Consider the following 16,798-nt stretch of genomic DNA (forward strand, 5'->3'; position numbering starts at 1 on the left):
GTCATGCTAAGCCGCCTGAGGGTCGGGTCGCGCATCTCCGCGCCGCCAGGGCACGAGCGTGCTGCAGCGTGGAGAGCAGGGCGAGGGTGGATTCGGCACCTTGGTTCAGATTTGGACCATCCGGTGTCAACCCGTCATAACCTCCACCGGTTTGGGGGTCGTACATCACCGTGCCGGTGTCGTTGTCGCCCAGGAACCAGGCGATCGCCTGGAACAGCCGCGCGTCCCAGCCCTCGTCCCCGCTGACCGCGGCGGCGGTGGCGCAGGCGTCGGCGGTCGCCGCGACCTCGATCGACTGCTGATCAAACCGATGCTTGGGTACGCCGGGCCGCCAGCCGCCCACCGGAACCACCGACAGGTGCCCGTCGTTCTGCTGCTCGGCGCACAGCCAGGCCAGCATGCGCAGCCCGTCGGCCAGCAGGTGCTCGTCGCCGAGCAGGTCACCGGCCGCGATCAGCACCTCGGGCAGCGCCGGGTTGGCGTAGGTCAGCTCGGGCTCGGGCCACGCCCACTCCCCCGAGCCGGGCACGCCGATCACCGTGGCCGCGTCGGCCAGCAGGTCGGCCGCCTCGGTCCGGCGCGGGTCGGCCCGCAGCACCTCGGCCGCGCCCAGCCCGGCGAACGCCATCGCCCGCGACCACGGGGACCGCTGCCGGGCGGCGATCAGGAACGCCTCCATCGCCTCACGCCGGATCCACGGGACGGTGCTGCGGGCGGCGGCCGTGCCCAGCCCCCAGAGCGCCCGGCCCCACCAGTCGCCGGTTGACGGTTCGTCGAGCCACCGCCGCTCGTAGCTCAGCCGGTTGCGGCATCCGCCGTCCGGGCCCAGGGCGTGCGCGCAGAAGGCCAGGTAGCGCTCGGTGAGTGTGACCACGGCGCCGGTCGGCTGGCGCTCCCGGCAGGCGACCAGCAGGCCGCGGGCGACGTCGTCGACGCAGTAGCCGTGCTCGCGCCGGGGCGTCGCGTTGCGGGCGTGCTCCAGCAGGCCGACGTCGTCGGACAGCCGGGCGATCTGCGCCCAGCTCGGAGCGGGCGCGTCGGTGAGTCGGGGCGGCGGCGGCACCAGCCGCAATGTCTGCGTCACGCCGGAACGCTCGCCGCGGTGGCGGGCGTACGGACGGCCAGCAGCTTGCCGGCCAGGGCCTGGTAGCGGGCGGCCACCGCGGGCCAGCGCAGCGTCGGCCCGCCGGCCAGCCCGGTCAGCCGGCTGGTGGTGCCCGGGTCGGCGAGCAGCCGCTTGATCGCCGCCGCCATGGCCGGCGGGTCCTGGTGGGGCACCAGCAGCCCGGGACCGTCGGCGAGCAGCTCGACGGCGTGCGGGAACTCGGTCGCCACCACCGGCACGTCGGCGCCGACGGCCTCGATCAGCACGCCCGAGGTGACCTGCTCGGTCGAGTCGTACGGCAGCACCACCACGTCGGCCGACCGGATCAGCGCGCTCAGCTCGGCCTGGTCGAGGTAGCGGTCCTCCCAGCGCACCACGTCGGCCACGCCCAGGTCGGCGGCGAGCTTCTTCAGCCCGTCGCGGTAGACGTCCCCGTGCTGTTCCAGGACCTTCGGGTGGGTACGCCCGGCCACCGTGTAGACCGGCCTCGGCTCGGCCAGTTCGGCCAGCGAGCGCAGCGCCCACTCGATGCCCTTGCCGGGGCCGAGCAGACCCCAGGTCAGCAGGTGCGGGACCTCGGTGCGGCCCTTGGCCGACGTGGCGTGGCTGTTGGCGCCGTGCGGGATCACCGAGATCTTGCGCGGCTCGACCCGGTAGCACTCGGTCAGCCGGCGGCGGGCGGTGTCGGTCATCGTGACCACCGCGTCGGCCGTGGCCACGATCCGCTCCAACACCACGCGTTGCAGCGGGTCGGGGCTGGCCAGCACGGTGTGCAGGACCACGATCTTCGGCTTCTTCAGCGCCCGGAGCAGCGGCAGCACCTCTTCGCCGGCGTCGCCCGGGTAGATGCCGTACTCGTGCTGGACGATCACCACGTCGAACCGGTTCAGCGCGTTGGCCGCCGCGACCCAGCCGCCCGGCTGGTCGGTGTGCCACGTGTGCGTCACCCGCGGCGCCGCCTTGTCCACGGCCAGGCCGCCCTGGTCGTCGCCGGCCACCAGCCGGACCACGCCGTTGCCCAGATGTCCGGCGTTCAAATGCGTGGCGAGTGCCGCATTGAAGGTCGCCAAACCGCACTGGGTCGGTGGATAGGTGCTGAGAAAGCCGTACGACGCAGGCATGGCCGGCCTTTCCTGGACTCGGGGCTGCCTCCCCGCAGCAGCATTAGGGTGTCCGATTTGAGCTGATTTTGAGCGTACCAAAATAGTTTGTTATCGGATTACTTTTTGATAAACGCGCAGGTAGTCGTCGACCATGCGATCGGCGCCGAAGCGCTCCCGAGCCCGTACGCGACATCCACCCCGGTCGATCGCCTCGATGGCCCGCACCGCGGCCACGGCCTCGTCCACGCCGCCGACCAGCCGTCCCGTGACACCCTCGTCCACCACCTCGGGCATCGACCCCAGCGGGTACGCGATCACCGGCGTACCGCAGGCCATCGACTCCACCACCGACAGCCCGAACGGCTCGGCGAACGAGATCGGATGCAGCAGCGCCGCGCTGCCGCCGAGGATCCGGCCGCGGTCGGCCGGGCCGACCGAGCCCAGGTAGACCACCTGGTCGCCGTCGATGTGCGGCTCGACCAGCTCGCGGAAGTAGGCGTCGTCGTGCACGATCCCGCACAGCGTCAGCCGCCGGCCCGAGCGCCGGGCGATCTCGATCGCCTCGTGCGTGCCCTTGTCCGGGTGGATCCGGCCGAAGCAGACCAGCCCGTCGCCGCCGTCCGGGTCGAACGGCAGCGCCTCCAGGTCGACGCCGTGGTAGACGGTGGCCACGTAGTCCAGGTCGGGCGACCGGTCGCTGTCCGAGATGGAGACGTACGAGCTCTCGGCCTTGCGGTAGGCCGGCAGGATGCGGCTGCCCGAGAAGCCGTGGATCGTGGTCAGCATCGGCGCCGCGCAGTGCTGCGAGAAGGCCAGCGGCAGCCAGTCGAGGTGGTTGTGGACCAGGTCGAACGAGCCGGAGCGGCGCAGCGCGTGGGCCACGTGCATGGACTCCCAGACGCGGCCGTCCAGCTCGTCGTTCTCGGCGTACCCGGTCGGGCAGACCCCGTCCAGGGTGGCCTTGGTGAGCGAGTCCAGCGTCGCGAACAGGGTGACGTCGACGCCGCGGGCGGCGAGGCCCTCGGCGAGCAGGCTGGTGATCAACTCCCATGGGCCGTAGTGCAGCGGCGGCGTACGCCAGGCGATCGGTCCCAGCAGGGCAATCTTCATGTCGCCTCCCGAAGTGGTCTAAATCACTCAGCCAGTATGTGACGGCCTGATCTTGTTACGAGGGGATTTCGCGGACTTCCCGTGTTAGGGAAGAGGCATGACGGATCCCTGGTGGAAAAGCGCGGTGGTGTACCAGATCTATCCGCGGAGCTTCGCGGACTCCGACGGCGACGGCATGGGTGACCTGCGCGGCATCATCCAGCACCTGGACTACCTGGCCGAGCTGGGTGTGGACGTCCTCTGGCTGTCCCCGGTCTACCCGTCCCCGCAGGACGACAACGGCTACGACATCAGCGATTACCAGGACATCGACCCGCTGTTCGGCACCCTGGCCGACTTCGACGAGCTGCTGACCGAAGCGCACGCCCGCAGCATGAAGCTAATCATGGATCTGGTGGTGAACCACAGCTCGGACGAGCACGCCTGGTTCCGCGACCCGGCCAAGCGCGACTGGTACTGGTGGCGGCCGGCCCGCGACGGCATGGAGCCGGGCACCCCGGGCGCCGAGCCGAACAACTGGGGCTCGGTCTTCGGCGGCTCGGCCTGGGAGTACGACCCGGCCACGGGCGAGTACTTCCTGCACCTCTTCAGCCGCAAGCAGCCCGACCTGAACTGGGAGAACCCCGAGGTCCGCGAGGCCGTGTACGAGATGATGCGCTGGTGGCTCGACCGGGGCGTGGACGGCTTCCGGATGGACGTCATCGACCACATCTCCAAGGACCCGGCGCTGCCCGACGGCGTGCTGTCGGTCGGCCAGTCGTACGCGAACGGCGCCCCGCACTACCTGAACGGGCCGCGCAACCACGAGTTCCTGCACGAGATGCACGAGAAGGTGTTCGCCGGGCGGGACGCGCTGCTGACCGTCGGCGAGATGCCCGGCGTCACGGTCGACGAGGCCAAGCTCTACACCGACCCGGCCCGGGGCGAGGTCGACATGGTGTTCCAGTTCGACCACGTGTGGATCGACCGCGGGGCCGACCCCTGGCAGCTCGTACCGCTGAAACTCACCGCCCTGAAGGCGATCTTCGGGCGCTGGCAGGCCGGGCTGGCCGAGGTGGGCTGGAACAGCCTCTACTGGAACAACCACGACCAGCCGCGCGTGGTGTCCCGCTTCGGCGACGACGGCGACTTCCGGGTCGAGTCGGCCAAGATGCTCGGCACGGTGCTCCACCTGCACCGCGGGACGCCGTACGTCTACCAGGGCGAGGAGCTCGGGATGACGAACGCGCCCTGGGACACCATCGAGGACTTCCGGGACATCGAGGCGCTCGGGCAGTACGCGCAGGCGGTCGAGAAGGAGGGCCGGAGGCCGGACGAGGTGCTGACGGTGCTGCGGGCGCGCGGGCGGGACAACGCGCGCACGCCGATGCAGTGGGATTCCTCGCCGCAGGCGGGCTTCACCACGGGCACGCCCTGGCTCCGGGTGAATCCTTCGTTCTCCGAGATCAACGCCGCCGCCGCCGTGGCCGACCCCGACTCGGTCTACCACCACTACCGCAAGCTGATCGACCTGCGGCACACCGAGCCGGCCGTGGTGAGCGGCGACTTCACCATGCTGGCGCCGCACGACGAGCAGGTGTACGCCTACACCCGCCGGCTCGGCGCGACCGAACTGCTGGTGGCCGGCAACTTCGGCGCGACGCCCGCCGCGCTGGACGATCTGGCCGGCTGGGACGACGCCGAACTGGTGCTCGACAACACCGGGCAGGCGCCGTCCGACCGCATCCTCGGCCCCTGGCAGGCCGTGGTGTACCGCCGCACGGTCAGCCCGTGATCGTGTCCCACGAGTAGCCGAGCAGCGCGAACGCGGCGCCGAGCAGGGCCAGGGACACGCCGCGGGTGCCGATCGGCAGCGCGGCGAGCACGAGCAGGATGACAGCGATCAAATAGAAGACGCCTTGAATGGCCATGGAAACTCCTCGATCGGTGGGGTTGCGGCGCCGGTGTTACCCCGCCGACGAGGAGTGCCAAACCCGATCCCGATCTTCTTCGGCGCGCGTGCAGCCGCGGTCGCAGCGCGTGAGCGAGGGCGCGCGGCGCCACCGGGTCGGCGATCACTCTGCGTTCCGGCCGGCGCGGCGACTCCAGGGGACAAGCGTGGAGTCTTCGCGCCGTCGCCGAGCGATGGCAGTCCAGCGCGTGTACCCCCGATGACCAGCACTATTCCTCATCCGGGGTGACCGATTTTCATTGGCACAACACGATTGCGGGCCAGGGCGGCGGGTAGCCAGCCTCCAGCGAGGACACATCACACCCCCTTGGAGGGCACCATGAGTGACGTCTCCCCCGGCGTCGGGATCGACGCACCGGGGTCCTATCGCGACACACCGTCCGCGGGTGATCGTGCCAAGCAGGTCGCACACGAGGGCCGGCAGGCCGCCGGTGACGTGAAGGAGACCGCTAAGGAGCAGACCCAGCGGGTCGTCCAGGAGGCCGGGGCCCAGGCCCGCAACCTGGCGTCCGACGTCCGCGGCCGGGTCGGCGAGCAGGCGCGTACCCAGAACGACAAGCTCGTCGGGACCATCCGGGACACCGCCGACCAGCTCGACGAGATGCGTGGCGAGCGCACCGACGGGCCGGCCGCGGCGGTCGTCTCCCGGGTGGCCGACGGCGGCCGGCAGTTCGCCGACTACCTCGACCGGCACGGACCCGACGGCGTGCTGCGTGAGGTGCAGGACTTCGCGCGGCGGCGGCCGGGCGCGTTCCTGGCCACTGCCCTGGCCGCCGGCTTCGTGGTCGGCCGGCTGGGCAAGAGCGTGGCCAAGGCCGACGACAAGCCCGAGACCGACGCGTACGTCTCCCGCGACCCCGGCCCGGCCACCACCCCGCCGGTCGACCCGGCCCCGGTGTACGCCGAACCTGCCTACGCCGAACCGGTCTACGCCGAGCCGGCCGCCCCGGTCGCGACCGAGTACGTGTCGACCGGAACCGGTACGCCCGACGCCGTCCCGCCGGTCCCCGAGCGCCCGTTCACCGAGCGTCCGGGTGGTGGGCTGTGACCGCGCCCTACCCGGACGACACGCGGCCGGATCCGGGCGACACCTCGGTCGGCGAACTGATCGGCAACATCAGCAACGACCTGTCGCAGCTGTTCCGCCAGGAGGTCGACCTGGCCAAGGCGGAGATCCGGCAGGAGGCGGCCAAGGCCGGCAAGGCCGCCGGGCTGCTCGGCGGCGCCGGGTTCGCCGGCTACCTGGCCGTCGTGCTGTTCAGCTTCGCGCTGGTCTTCGGGCTGGCGAACGTCATCGACGCCGGATGGGCGGCGCTCATCGTGGCGGTCGTCTGGGCCGCCATCGGCGCCGTCCTCTACACCACCGGCCGCAAACGACTCAAGACCGTGGACCCGGTTCCGCACCGCACGGTCGACACCCTGAAGGAGGACGCGAAATGGCTGAAGAACCCGACCGGCTGAGGCGGGACATCGAGGGCACCCGTGCCTCGCTCACCCGCGACGTGGACCTGCTGGCCGAGAAGACCAGCCCGCGTCAGGTGGCCCGGCGCCGGTGGACCGCGGTACGCGAGAAGGTGATGGGTACGACGGAGTCCACCCGTGACGCCGCCGGCTCCGCCGTCCACTCGGCCGGCTCGGCGGCCCATTCCGCCGCCGACTCGGTCCGTGACGGCGCGAGCTCGGCCGCCGACTCGGTCCGCGAGGCCGCCGGCTCGGTGCGCGCCGCGCCGCACGCCGTCGCCCGGAAGGCGCAGGGCAACCCGATCGCCGCCGGGGTCATCGCCTTCGGCGTCGGCATGCTCGCCGCCACGCTGATCCCGGTGACCGACGCCGAGCAGCGCGCCGGCCGGCAGATCCGGGACAACAGCGGCGACCTCACCGACAAGGTGAAGGAGACCGCGAGCGACTTCGGCGCCGAGCTCAAGGACAACGCCCAGCAGGCGGTGGCCCAGGTCAAGGAGACCGCCCAGGACGCGGCTCAGACCACCAAGGACCAGGCCGCCTCGTCGGCCCAGCAGACCAAGCAGGCCGCACAGCAGTAGCGAAGGAGAACTCGATCATGGGTATCGCGGACCAGGCGAAGAACTTCGCCGACAAGCACGACGAGCAGGTCGACCAGGGTCTCGAGAAGGCCGGCGACCAGGTCGACCAGCGCACCGGCAACAAGCACTCGGACCAGATCGACAAGGGTGTCGACGCCGCCCAGCAGCGCACCGGCGCCGGCGACAGCCAGCAGCAGCAGTAACTTTTGTCCGATGGCCCGCGGCGCTCAGGCGCCGCGGGCCTTCGGGAGGGTGACCGCTCACGCACGTGGAGCGGAGCGACCCTCGGCGGGAGCGACGGTCTGAACCACCCACCGCGCTACGACATCAAGCTCTTGATCTCAGCTCTTCAGGCAGAGGTCGAACGGGTGGCCGCCGGGGTCGAGGAGCACGCGCCAGCGATCGGGCTCCGGCTGGGTGGACGGCTTGGTCGCGCCCAGGGCCAGCGCCTCGGCCTCGGCCTTGTCCAGGTCCTCGACGTAGAGGTCGAGGTGGAAGCGCTTCGGGGACTGCTCGTCGGGCCAGCCGGGGGCCGAGTGGCCGGGCACCTTGCCCCAGCCGATGCTGGACGAGCCGTCGCCGATCATGGCGTATTCGTCGGCGCTGTGCAGGACCTCCCAGCCCAGCACCTGGCTGTAGAACCGGGCCAGCTCGGCCGGGTTGTCGGCGTCGAGGTTGAGCATTGCCAACGTGGCGAATCCAGACGTGGTCATGGCCCCAGTCTGCGGGCAGAGGCTGACAGGGCGCGTCAGGAATCGGGCGTCGACTGAGCCGCCAGCCAGCCGGCCACCTGGGAGCGGGACGTGAAACCGAGCTTGCTGAGGATGTTCTCGACGTGGCCCTCGGCGGTGCGCTGGGCGACCACCAGGCGGGCGGCGATCTCGCGGTTGCTCAGGCCCTCGGCGATCAGGGCCGCCACCTCGCGTTCGCGCTTGGTGAGGCCGGAGTCGTCGGGGGCCGCGGCGGTGCGCTGGGCCGGCGCCGCGGCGCGTTCCAGGGCGTAGGCCACCGCGTCGGCCGCGCTCAGCGCCAGGCCACGCTGGAGCTGGGCGTCGAAGGCGCGGCCGCCCAGCCGGGAACGCACCGACGCCACGGTCTGGTCGTGGAAGTCGCCAAGGCGGTGGAACGCCGCCAGCGACGTGTGCATCGCGTGCCACACCCGCTGGGACGCGCCGAGCAGCCGGGCCGCCCGCTGGTCGCGCTGCTCGACGGCGGCCACCCAGGCCAGCGACTCGAGCGACAGGCCCACCCCGAACTGCTCGTCCTCGACCAGCCGGCGGACGTCCAGGCCCTCCTTGGCGGCCGCCGCGGCGCCGGCGTTGTCGCCGTCCAGCCAGCGCAGCACGCTCAACGCCCACAGCGCGAACGAACGCCACCACACCTCGCCGCTGGCCGAGCCCAGGTCGAGGCTGGCGGCCAGGTCGGCGTACCCGTCGGAGGGTCTTCCGGACAGGCCCCGGGTGAGCCCGAGGCAGCACAGCGTCCACATCTCGCCGCCGCGCGCGCCGAACTCGCGGAACGTGATCAGCGACCGGCCGAACAGTTCCAGCGCGCGCATGTTGTCGCCGCTGAACATCGCGATCTGGCCCTCCATCAGCGGCACGTAGGCCCGCTCGATCGACGGCGGCAGCTCGTTCACCAGGGCACGGGTCTCGATGAGCAGGCGCTCGGCCCGGGTCAGGTCGGCCTGCACGGTGGCGATGAACGCGGCCACCCGCAGCGCCTTCACCCGCGTCCAGTGCTTCTGGGGCGGCAGCGCCAGGGCCCGCTCGAGCCAGTGGCGTCCCTCGGACAGGAAGCCGCGGACGAACCAGTGGTTCTCCAGGTCGGCGGCGAGCCGGCAGGCGACGTTGGTGAGCTGGTGTGAGACGGCGAACTCGAGCGCGACCCGCAGGTTGGCCTTCTCGTCCTTGAGCCGCTGCATGACCGCGGCCTGGTCGGGGCTCACCCAGTTCCGGTCGCCGTAGGTGGCCAGCCGCGCGAACCACTCCAGGTGTCGCCCGGCGACCCGGTCCTGCTCGCCGGCCTCGGCCAGGTGCAGGGCGCCGTACTCGCGGACCACCTCGAGCATCCGGTAGCGCGCCCGCGGCCCGTCACCGATCCGGTTGAGCACCGACTTGTCGACCAGCGAGGCGATCAGGTCGAGGATCTGCTCGGCCGGCAGGGCGTCGTCGGCGCAGACCTGCTCGGCGGCGTCGAGTTCCAGCCCGCCGGAGAAGACCGAGACCCGCGACCAGAGGGTACGCTCCGCGTCCGAGCAGAGATCCCAGCTCCAGTCGATCAGTGCACGCAGCGTCTGCTGCCGCGCGGGTGCGTTCCGTGTTCCACTGGTCAGCAGCCGGTAACGGTCGGTGAGGCGTTCCAGGATCTGATCGAGCGACAGCACCCGCAGCCGGGCCACCGCGAGCTCGATCGCCAGCGGCAGACCCTCCAGCGCCTGGCACAGCCGGGCGATGGTGGCCGAGTTCTCCTCGGTCACCGTGAAATCGGGCAGCACCGCCGCCGCGCGCTCGGCGAGCAGGCTGGCCGACTCGTTGCGGGCCAGCTCGGCCGGGGTCGCCGGAACCTCGGGGTCGGGCACCGACAGCGGCTGCACGGCCAGCGTGGCCTCGCCGGCCACCCGCAGGGCCTGCCGGCTGGTGGCCAGGATGCGCACCTCGGGGCAGCTGCGCAGGAGCAGCGCGGCGAGGTCGGCGCAGGCGGCGACCAGCTGTTCGCAGTTGTCCAGGATGATCAGGGCCTGGTGGTCGGCGAGGAACTCGGCCAGGCCGGGGGCGGCCGCGCCGATCGATTCCTCACGGATGCCCAGGGCCTCGGCGACCGTGACCGCCACCAGGTCGGGGTCGCGCAGCTCGGCCAGCTCGACGAACCAGACGCCGTCCGGGAAGGCCCGGCGCATCTCGCCGCCGACGCGTTGCGCGAGGCGGGTCTTGCCGACCCCACCGCCGCCGGTCAGCGTGACCAGGCGGTTGGTCGACAACAGCCGGCGGATGCCGGTCACTTCCTGCCGACGACCGACGAAGCTGGTCACCTCGGCGGGAAGGTTGCCGAGGGAACCACGCGCGGTCGTGGCAGTGCTCATAGGAGAGCACGTTAGTGGGTGCGCACCGCTGCCGGGATGGCCGGAATCACGCGGGTACGGCGGTTTCCATCCTGATCTTGGGCGGGTGGGGGGCGACGGCACTACCGTCCGGCATCAACTCGCCGGTGTCATCGAAGGTCACCACACCGTTACAGAGCAGGCTCCAGCCCTGCTCAGGGTGAGCAGCCACGACCCGGGCGGCGTCGTGGCCGGGTTCGGCCGCCTGGGGGCAGGTCGGCAGGTGCTCGCACATGGTCACTCCTTTCTGGCTGCAACTATGAGGCGCTCGTTCTCCAGTGGACACGGGTGAACTACCTACGCGCTACCCGTTTAATGGTGACGCTCAGTCTGGCACTGATCATTACTCCGCGTAACCCCGGAGACGAAGATTCTTCTCGATCCCTGCCTCGAACATCAGCGCAAGGTAACTGTCGGATAGGTGATCACTTCGATGTCAGAAGTTGTTCCAGCGACATCGCCGGATGTCCGGTCAGCTCCTCGACCGCCCCCGAGACGCCGGCCAGCTCGCCCGCTGCCACCGCCGTGTAGGTGCTGACCCAGGCGTCGACCTGCCAGCCCGGGGCGTTGTAGACCGCGCGCGAGGCGTACGCCTCCTCGAGGGTCTCGTCGTGGAACCGCACCGGCCGCCCGGTGACCCGGCTGATGATCGCCGCCGCCTCCGCGAACGACAGATCCTCGGGCCCGGTCAGGTCGTACACCCGGCCGGCGTGGCCCTCCGGCGCCAGCACCACCGCGGCCGCGGCGGACGCGATGTCGTCCTGCGCCACCAGCGAGGCCCGCCCGTTCCCGCCCGGCCCGCGGATCACCCCGTCGTCGCCGGCCATCATCGGCAGGAAGTCGGCGTACAGGTTGTCCCGCAGGCTGGTGAACGTCAGCCCCTTCGCGCGCAGGTACTCCTCGGTCGCCCAGTGGTCGCGGGCCAGCGTGAAGGTGGCGTCGGGCGCGGCGCGGTAGAACGACGTGTAGACGATGTGCCCGACCCCGGCGTCCGCGGCCGCGTCGACGAACGCCCGGTGGTGGTCCATCCGGTCGGCGCTCTCCGCCCCCGACACCATCAGCACGGTGCCGGCGCCGTCCAGCGCCCGCCGCATCGCCTCCCGGTCGGCGTATTCGGCCACGGCCACCTCGGCGTTGCCCAGCCTCGGCGCCCGGCTCGCGTCCCGCACCAGCAGCCGCTGCTGAACACCCTGATCATCCAGCAGCCGCGCGATCCGCCCACCCAGCCGCCCGGTCGCTCCCGACACCACGGTCACAGTCATCTGACCAGTGTCGTCCGCGGACCACAGATCAAGGTCACAATCTTGAGGTCGTAGCCGGGTGGGTGGTTCAGACCGTCGCTCCCGCCGAGGGTCGCTCCGCTCCACGTGCGGGAGTGGTCACCCTCCGAGAGCGGCCTGACGGCCGCGGAGGAAAGCCCGCTCGGTGTCATTGGCGGTCAGGGCGATCGCCTCGTCGTAGGCGGCGCGCGCCTCGTCGGTCCGGTTCAGCCGGGCCAGCAGCGCGGCCCGGGTCGCCGGCAGCAGGTGGTAGCCCGGCAGGTCGACGTCGGCCAGGACGGCCAGCGCCATCGCCGGACCATGCACCTCGGCGACCGCGACCGCCCGGTTCAGGGCGACGATCGGCGTGGGTGTCAGGGCCAGCAACTGGTCGTACAGGGCCAGCACCTGGTTCCAGTCGGTGGCCGGACCGTCCGTGTGCACGGCGTTGATCGCGGCCTGGATCTGGTACGGGCCCGGCCGGTTGCGGCGCAGACACCGGCGCACCAGCTCGTGGCCCTCGGCGATCAGCGGCCGGTTCCACCGCGACCGGTCCTGCTCGGCCAGCGTCACCAGCTCGCCGGACGGGCCGACCCGGGCCGGGCGCCGCGCCTCGATCAGCATCAGCAGGGCCAGCAGCCCGAGCACCTCGGGCTCGTCGGGCATCAGGGCGGCCAGCTCGCGGGCCAGCCGCAGCGCCTCGGCGGACAGGTCGGTGCGCACCAGGCTCCCGGCCGTGGACGTGTAGCCCTCGTTGAAGATCAGGTACAGCACGGTCAGCACCGGCGGAAGGCGGGCCGGCAGTTCGGCCTCGCCCGGCACCCGGTAGGGGATGCCGGCGTCGCGGATCTTCTTCTTGGCCCGGACGATGCGCTGGGCGATCGTGGCCTCCGGGACGAGGTAGGCCCGCGCGATCTCAGGCACCTCGAGCCCGCCCAGCAGCCGCAGCGTCAGGGCGGTCTGCGCCAGGGGCGCCAGTGAGGGGTGGCAGCAGGTGAAGATCAGTCGCAGCTGGTCGTCGCGCACCGGTCCCACCTCCCTGGGTTCGTCGGCCTGGTTCAGCAACATGGCCTGCGCGTGGCGGGCCTCGCGGGTGGACTCCCGGCGCAGCCGGTCGATGGCCCGGTTCCGGGCCGTGGTCACGATCCAGGCGCCCGGGTTGGGCGGCGCCACGTCCCACTTCTGCAGCGCCACCGTGAACGCGTCCTGCACGGCCTCCTCGGCGAGGCTGATGTCACCGAGGAGGCGGGCGAGCGTGGCAACGCAGCGCCCGTACTCCGCGCGGTAGATGCCTTCGAGGTCCACTCAGTCCTCGTCCTCGAACGGCCGCACCTCGATCGGGCCCCGGCAGGCCCGCGAGCACTTCTCGGCCCAGGCCAGCGCCTCGTCCAGGTCGGCGCAGCGCAGCACCCAGAACCCGCCGATCGTCTCCTTGGTCTCGGCGTACGGCCCGTCGGTCATCGTGGTGTCCCCACCTTCGACCCGCACGACGGTGGAACTGGACGGAGCCAGCAGACCACCCCCGAACACCCAGGCCCCCGCCTTCCGCAACTCCTCGTTGACCCGTTCGACGTCGCCGTACAACGTCTGAACCTCATCGTCCGGCAGCGACGGCGCGGTGTAGTCGAACTGCACGGCCAGCATGTACTGCTTCATGATCGTTCCCCTCTTTGACGGTGGTCAGACGGACAGCCGGCGAGCAACCGCCGGAATGACAATGGCCGCGGCCACGAGATGCGTCACCATCAGCAGAACCTTGGTACCAGTAGCCGCGTCGGCCAGCACATCCGGCACGAGCGACAGCCCCGTCAGCACCAGCGTCGTCCGCACGAACACCAGCCGCGGCCGCCGGGCAACCCGCTGCAGCACCGCCGCGAGCACCAGCCCCACCAGCGAGAAAATCACGGTCAGCGTGGCGAACCCGGTCACCGGGATCGGCGCCCCCGCGACGTCGAGGCTGATCCCCGCCGCACTCCCAGCAGCGGCAACCGCCGACGTGGCGACCCCGGCGACCAGGGCGGCGACCAGCCCATGCCCGACGACCGACCGGATCGAGCCGCGGTCAGCGCGAACAGCAGCGATGCGGGTGTCAGTGGTGGTGGTCATTGCTTCCTCCGATGAGGCGGCGACCGACCTCGTGCCGGTCTCTCACCCTGGCTACGAACGCCCCCACCCCCAATCGACACCCTCGCCAACTTTCTCCCCAACTTTTTTCGCGCCCAACCAAACCCCCAGCTCAGAGCCCCTCCACCATTCCCGGCGCCCTCCCCTGCTCGTTCCAGCCGGCATGGCTCGCGCTGATGAGAAGTGGAGCTAGGACAGCACGGCATCGCCTGCCCCGGTCATCACTGTCGCCCGGGGCAGGGGGCGTGAGCGGCGGCAGCCGGGGTGAGCGGAGCGTACAAGCGGCCTTCCGGGCGAGTTCCGCGGTCCGGCTATGGCGTGCGGTTTGCGGCGGCGCGCGCGAGAATTCCGTCGAGCACCACGTCCAGTGCCCAGATGCCGCGGAGCCGGCCGTCGCCCGAGACGAGGTCGGCGCCGAGCCGGGCGATGTTCGGATATTTTTCCGGGTCGGCGGCCTTGATGCGGGTCTCCATGTCGGAGATCCGCTCGGCCTCCCGCTTCGGCGAGACTTCGACGTTGTGCTCGACGGCCAGCGCCGTCGGCAGCAGCAGCAGCAGGTCGACTCCCCAGGCCGCCGAACGGTCGTCGGCGCCACCCTCCCTCAGCAGCGCGAGCACCTGCTCGACGATCGCGGTGAAGTGCGGGCCGTTCGGCTGGGTCGACAGCGCCATGCGGGCGAGTTCCGGATGATTGCGCAGCACTTCGCCGTAGCTGCCCAGCAGACCCTTCAGCCGGTCACGCCAGTTCCCGCTGCTCGGCGGCTCGACGTCGGCCAGCATCGCGTCGAGGATCTGGGCGTGCAGATCCTCGGTATCCCGCACGTACACGTAGAGGGACGCGTGACCGGTGTCGAGCACTCCCGCGATGCGTCGCATGGTGACCTTCGCCAGGCCTTCCTCGGATAGGATGCCGAGCGCGGCATCGATGATCCCCTGCCTGGTCAGGGCGGGCTTCGCGGGCCGCTCCCGGCGGCTTCGCGAGACAGGTTCCGGAGTCAGCGACGTCATCGGAAAATCGTAGCACGACCATGGTCGTTACGACCACGGTCGTACATGGCCGGGCTATCTGGTGACCACCTGCCCGTCGACGACTTGTACGGGCACCTTGACGAGGGGACTTGTCGCCGGCCCGGCGGTGACCTGACCGTCACCGTCGAAGGTGGACCCCGTGGCACGGGCAGCGGAGCCCGGGCCGGTGGAGGCGACGGGACAGCCCTGGTGGGTGCAGGCGGCGAGGATCAGGGCGATGGCCCTGCCGAGGACGGCGGTCGTCGCGGTGATCAGGCCGGCCCAGAGCAGGGTACGTCGTTCGTCGTCGCCGGAGGCGATGCCTTTTCGACGACGTATCGCGGCGGTGATGGACAACAGGCCGGCGTCTGTGGTGGTGCGTCAGTCCGGAACCGGGCCCAGCGGACCGATCGCGTGCGCCGCGGTGTTGTCCCGCCGGTGGCGGGTGAGGGCGTGAGGGACACGAGGAGTCGCTTTCGTGGGCGCGCCCGAACCCCAGGTAACGGCGTCTCACGTCGGGTTGACGCCGTTACCTGGGTTTCCTGGGCGGTGTGGAGGTGGTGTGGGTCAGACGACGGCGGAGGTGGTGAGGATGCCGCTGCACATTTCGTCGCTGGTGCCGTCGCCCCAGACGACGTACCGCGGCGGGAGCTTGCTCAGCTGCGGCAGGAGTTTTCGAAGGCTCGCGTCGTGGGTGCAGGTGACCCGGACGATGTCTCCGGCCTTGACGTCGGAGGGGGTGGGGAGTACCTGGTATTTCTGGTCGTCGAAGTTGAACGCCGGCACGTCGAGCAGGGTTTTCGCGTTGGCGGTGCCGGGGTTGACCTCGACCTTGATCGAGCGTCCGAGCAGGTGCATGTGTCCCAGGCCGGCGTAGACCCGCACGGGTTGCGGCACCGGGTAGTCGCAGCGTTGGGTGTTGCCCGGCACGGGCTTGCCGTTGCTGCACTGCTGCAGCAGTTGTCCTTCGGTTTCGCCGACCTCGGCGCCGAATCGTTTGGTGACGTCGGCGATGGCGGTGGCGCGGTCGCACAGCGGGCCGGATTCACCGGTGGCGCAGGGTAGCTCGATCGGGGCCTGCACCGGCGTCGTCTCCAGCGGTGTGGTGGCCGCGGTGCCCTTGGTCAGGCGCAGCCGAACGCCGGACTGGTCTGTCTCGCCGGGGCGGCCGTCCGTGGCCAGCAGGTTGTAGTGCACCTGCAGGAGCACCAGGCCGCCGGGCTTGACGGGAAAACCGACGTCCTGCTTCAGAACGGTTTCGATCCCGTTGGGGGTCCAGGTGTCGACCCACGAGGTGGGACGGTCGGGGCCCAGGTCTTGGCTGCCGAAACAGGTCCAGCCCGGTCCGGGGTCGGCATCGTCTTTGGCCCGCGCGACTGCGGCGTCCTCGGGTCTGACGAGGTTGATGAGGGCGTGGTGCAGGATCGTCTTGTTCTGCGGATCGAACTGCGTGCCGGTCAGGAACCCAGGCTCGGTGAACTGGGGATCAATCAGCAGGCAGCGGTACTCGTCCGTGCCACCGCTGGGGGGCGACGGCGTGTACGGCTCGGGCGTCTTCAGGTTGACGAACCGCTCGCCGGCTCGCAACGGCACGGCCGGTGCCGGCGGCCCGCTGCTATGACCGCCGTGCGGGCTCGCCGAGGCGCCGTCGGTGGTTGTGGCGGAGTCGTCGGAACTCGATGAGCACGCGGCGAGGGTCAGCGTCGCGGTCAGCGTTGCGGTTGCCAGAGCGAGTATCCGGCGGGGAGGTGTCGGTGTCGGCATGGTGACTTCCTTGTCGAGGGGTTCGTTCGCCGCATGCGGTACTTCCTGCGATCCGATGCGGTAGCGCCGGTCGGCCCTGTTGAACAGGGCTCCTTTTCGGGCTTCGGCCGGCCGGCGGATGACAGGTCGGCGTGGCCGGTTGAAGGGACGGATCAGGGCGAACCATAACACGACCATGGTCGGTACGACAGCGGTCGCTTCGTCCGTGGTCGTAACAACCATGGTCGTGTTAC

19 protein-coding genes are annotated in these 16,798 nt (G+C 70.9%); 5 read left to right on the forward strand and 14 right to left on the reverse strand.

Annotated features, from left to right (window positions below):
* Nucleotide 1: 1 nt before the first annotated feature.
* From AB0M54_RS41470 to AB0M54_RS41480, 3 genes are all read right to left on the reverse strand, one after another.
* A complete protein-coding gene (locus tag AB0M54_RS41470; RefSeq protein WP_364316704.1) occupies nt 2-1,084 on the reverse strand; it encodes a glycosyltransferase in 1,083 nt (360 codons plus the stop codon).
* The gene (locus AB0M54_RS41475) at nt 1,081-2,226 is read right to left on the reverse strand and encodes a glycosyltransferase (RefSeq protein WP_364477704.1); all 1,146 of its coding nucleotides are present in this window, start codon (nt 2,224-2,226) and stop codon (nt 1,081-1,083) included. Before AB0M54_RS41475 ends, AB0M54_RS41470 begins: the two co-directional genes overlap by 4 nt.
* Before the next feature lie 90 nt (nt 2,227-2,316).
* Complete coding sequence (locus AB0M54_RS41480) at nt 2,317-3,318, reverse strand: glycosyltransferase family 4 protein (RefSeq protein WP_364316699.1); 1,002 nt, start codon at nt 3,316-3,318, stop codon at nt 2,317-2,319.
* 97 nt (nt 3,319-3,415) lie between these two features.
* Between AB0M54_RS41480 and AB0M54_RS41485 the strand changes: the two genes are divergently transcribed.
* Nucleotides 3,416-5,092: an alpha-glucosidase gene (locus AB0M54_RS41485; RefSeq protein ID WP_364477707.1), complete on the forward strand. Its 1,677-nt coding sequence runs from the start codon at nt 3,416-3,418 to the stop codon at nt 5,090-5,092.
* Here the strand turns inward: AB0M54_RS41485 and AB0M54_RS41490 are convergent.
* Nucleotides 5,082-5,228, reverse strand: a complete 147-nt coding sequence (locus AB0M54_RS41490; RefSeq protein WP_364316694.1) for a hypothetical protein — start codon at nt 5,226-5,228, stop codon at nt 5,082-5,084. The genes AB0M54_RS41485 and AB0M54_RS41490 overlap by 11 nt on opposite strands.
* A gap of 360 nt (nt 5,229-5,588) precedes the next feature.
* Here AB0M54_RS41490 and AB0M54_RS41495 point away from each other — a divergent pair, with 360 nt between their 5' ends.
* The 4 genes from AB0M54_RS41495 to AB0M54_RS41510 are packed head-to-tail and all read left to right on the forward strand — an operon-like array spanning nt 5,589 to nt 7,514.
* Nucleotides 5,589-6,317, forward strand: coding sequence for a hypothetical protein (locus tag AB0M54_RS41495; RefSeq protein ID WP_364316692.1), 729 nt, complete (start codon nt 5,589-5,591; stop codon nt 6,315-6,317).
* Nucleotides 6,314-6,730, forward strand: coding sequence for a phage holin family protein (locus AB0M54_RS41500; RefSeq protein WP_364316689.1), 417 nt, complete (start codon nt 6,314-6,316; stop codon nt 6,728-6,730). The genes AB0M54_RS41495 and AB0M54_RS41500 overlap by 4 nt, the downstream gene beginning before the upstream one ends.
* Entirely contained in the window at nt 6,706-7,311 is a 606-nt protein-coding gene (locus AB0M54_RS41505; protein WP_364316686.1) for a DUF3618 domain-containing protein, read from the forward strand. The genes AB0M54_RS41500 and AB0M54_RS41505 overlap by 25 nt, the downstream gene beginning before the upstream one ends.
* Nucleotides 7,312-7,328: 17 nt before the next feature.
* A complete protein-coding gene (locus tag AB0M54_RS41510) occupies nt 7,329-7,514 on the forward strand; it encodes an antitoxin (protein ID WP_364316684.1) in 186 nt (61 codons plus the stop codon).
* A 138-nt stretch (nt 7,515-7,652) separates the two neighbouring features.
* Here AB0M54_RS41510 and AB0M54_RS41515 read toward each other — a convergent pair whose 3' ends face one another.
* The 10 genes from AB0M54_RS41515 to AB0M54_RS41560 all read right to left on the reverse strand — a co-directional run bounded on the left by AB0M54_RS41515 (nt 7,653) and on the right by AB0M54_RS41560 (nt 16,787).
* Nucleotides 7,653-8,024, reverse strand: a complete 372-nt coding sequence (locus AB0M54_RS41515; RefSeq protein ID WP_364316682.1) for a VOC family protein — start codon at nt 8,022-8,024, stop codon at nt 7,653-7,655.
* A 35-nt stretch (nt 8,025-8,059) separates the two neighbouring features.
* Entirely contained in the window at nt 8,060-10,393 is a 2,334-nt protein-coding gene (locus tag AB0M54_RS41520) for a LuxR C-terminal-related transcriptional regulator (protein WP_364477710.1), read from the reverse strand.
* A gap of 46 nt (nt 10,394-10,439) precedes the next feature.
* Nucleotides 10,440-10,646, reverse strand: a complete 207-nt coding sequence (locus AB0M54_RS41525; RefSeq protein WP_364316677.1) for a DUF5999 family protein — start codon at nt 10,644-10,646, stop codon at nt 10,440-10,442.
* Between the two features lie 190 nt (nt 10,647-10,836).
* Nucleotides 10,837-11,673, reverse strand: coding sequence for an SDR family oxidoreductase (locus AB0M54_RS41530; protein ID WP_364477713.1), 837 nt, complete (start codon nt 11,671-11,673; stop codon nt 10,837-10,839).
* A gap of 117 nt (nt 11,674-11,790) precedes the next feature.
* Complete coding sequence (locus AB0M54_RS41535) at nt 11,791-12,975, reverse strand: RNA polymerase sigma factor (protein ID WP_364316672.1); 1,185 nt, start codon at nt 12,973-12,975, stop codon at nt 11,791-11,793.
* A complete protein-coding gene (locus AB0M54_RS41540; RefSeq protein ID WP_364477716.1) occupies nt 12,976-13,326 on the reverse strand; it encodes a YciI family protein in 351 nt (116 codons plus the stop codon). It lies immediately after the preceding gene.
* A 24-nt stretch (nt 13,327-13,350) separates the two neighbouring features.
* Nucleotides 13,351-13,776 carry a DUF6069 family protein gene (locus tag AB0M54_RS41545; RefSeq protein ID WP_364316666.1) on the reverse strand — a complete coding sequence of 142 codons (426 nt, stop codon included), beginning with the start codon at nt 13,774-13,776 and terminating at the stop codon, nt 13,351-13,353.
* Nucleotides 13,777-14,105: 329 nt separating this feature from the next.
* Nucleotides 14,106-14,801 (reverse strand): TetR/AcrR family transcriptional regulator, encoded by a 696-nt coding sequence (locus AB0M54_RS41550; protein ID WP_364316664.1) that lies wholly within the window; start codon nt 14,799-14,801, stop codon nt 14,106-14,108.
* A 54-nt stretch (nt 14,802-14,855) separates the two neighbouring features.
* Nucleotides 14,856-15,158, reverse strand: coding sequence for a Rieske (2Fe-2S) protein (locus AB0M54_RS41555; protein ID WP_364477719.1), 303 nt, complete (start codon nt 15,156-15,158; stop codon nt 14,856-14,858).
* A 210-nt stretch (nt 15,159-15,368) separates the two neighbouring features.
* Nucleotides 15,369-16,787: a monooxygenase gene (locus tag AB0M54_RS41560; RefSeq protein ID WP_364477722.1), complete on the reverse strand. Its 1,419-nt coding sequence runs from the start codon at nt 16,785-16,787 to the stop codon at nt 15,369-15,371.
* Between the last annotated feature and the right edge of the window lie 11 nt (nt 16,788-16,798).

This window comes from Actinoplanes sp. NPDC051470, from assembly GCF_040682035.1.
Taxonomy (GTDB): domain Bacteria; phylum Actinomycetota; class Actinomycetes; order Mycobacteriales; family Micromonosporaceae; genus Actinoplanes.

Excerpts from the sequence above, each read along its gene's own strand:
- AB0M54_RS41475 (WP_364477704.1), bottom strand. The coding sequence starts at position 2,226 with ATGCCTGCGTCGTACGGCTTTCTCAGCACCTATCCACCGACCCAGTGC.
- AB0M54_RS41480 (WP_364316699.1), bottom strand. The coding sequence starts at position 3,318 with ATGAAGATTGCCCTGCTGGGACCGATCGCCTGGCGTACGCCGCCGCTG.
- AB0M54_RS41485 (WP_364477707.1), top strand. The coding sequence starts at position 3,416 with ATGACGGATCCCTGGTGGAAAAGCGCGGTGGTGTACCAGATCTATCCG.
- AB0M54_RS41490 (WP_364316694.1), bottom strand. The coding sequence starts at position 5,228 with ATGGCCATTCAAGGCGTCTTCTATTTGATCGCTGTCATCCTGCTCGTG.
- AB0M54_RS41495 (WP_364316692.1), top strand. The coding sequence starts at position 5,589 with ATGAGTGACGTCTCCCCCGGCGTCGGGATCGACGCACCGGGGTCCTAT.
- AB0M54_RS41505 (WP_364316686.1), top strand. The coding sequence starts at position 6,706 with ATGGCTGAAGAACCCGACCGGCTGAGGCGGGACATCGAGGGCACCCGT.
- AB0M54_RS41510 (WP_364316684.1), top strand. The coding sequence starts at position 7,329 with ATGGGTATCGCGGACCAGGCGAAGAACTTCGCCGACAAGCACGACGAG.
- AB0M54_RS41515 (WP_364316682.1), bottom strand. The coding sequence starts at position 8,024 with ATGACCACGTCTGGATTCGCCACGTTGGCAATGCTCAACCTCGACGCC.
- AB0M54_RS41520 (WP_364477710.1), bottom strand. The coding sequence starts at position 10,393 with ATGAGCACTGCCACGACCGCGCGTGGTTCCCTCGGCAACCTTCCCGCC.
- AB0M54_RS41525 (WP_364316677.1), bottom strand. The coding sequence starts at position 10,646 with ATGTGCGAGCACCTGCCGACCTGCCCCCAGGCGGCCGAACCCGGCCAC.
- AB0M54_RS41530 (WP_364477713.1), bottom strand. The coding sequence starts at position 11,673 with ATGACTGTGACCGTGGTGTCGGGAGCGACCGGGCGGCTGGGTGGGCGG.
- AB0M54_RS41540 (WP_364477716.1), bottom strand. The coding sequence starts at position 13,326 with ATGAAGCAGTACATGCTGGCCGTGCAGTTCGACTACACCGCGCCGTCG.
- AB0M54_RS41545 (WP_364316666.1), bottom strand. The coding sequence starts at position 13,776 with ATGACCACCACCACTGACACCCGCATCGCTGCTGTTCGCGCTGACCGC.
- AB0M54_RS41550 (WP_364316664.1), bottom strand. The coding sequence starts at position 14,801 with ATGACGTCGCTGACTCCGGAACCTGTCTCGCGAAGCCGCCGGGAGCGG.
- AB0M54_RS41560 (WP_364477722.1), bottom strand. The coding sequence starts at position 16,787 with ATGGTTGTTACGACCACGGACGAAGCGACCGCTGTCGTACCGACCATG.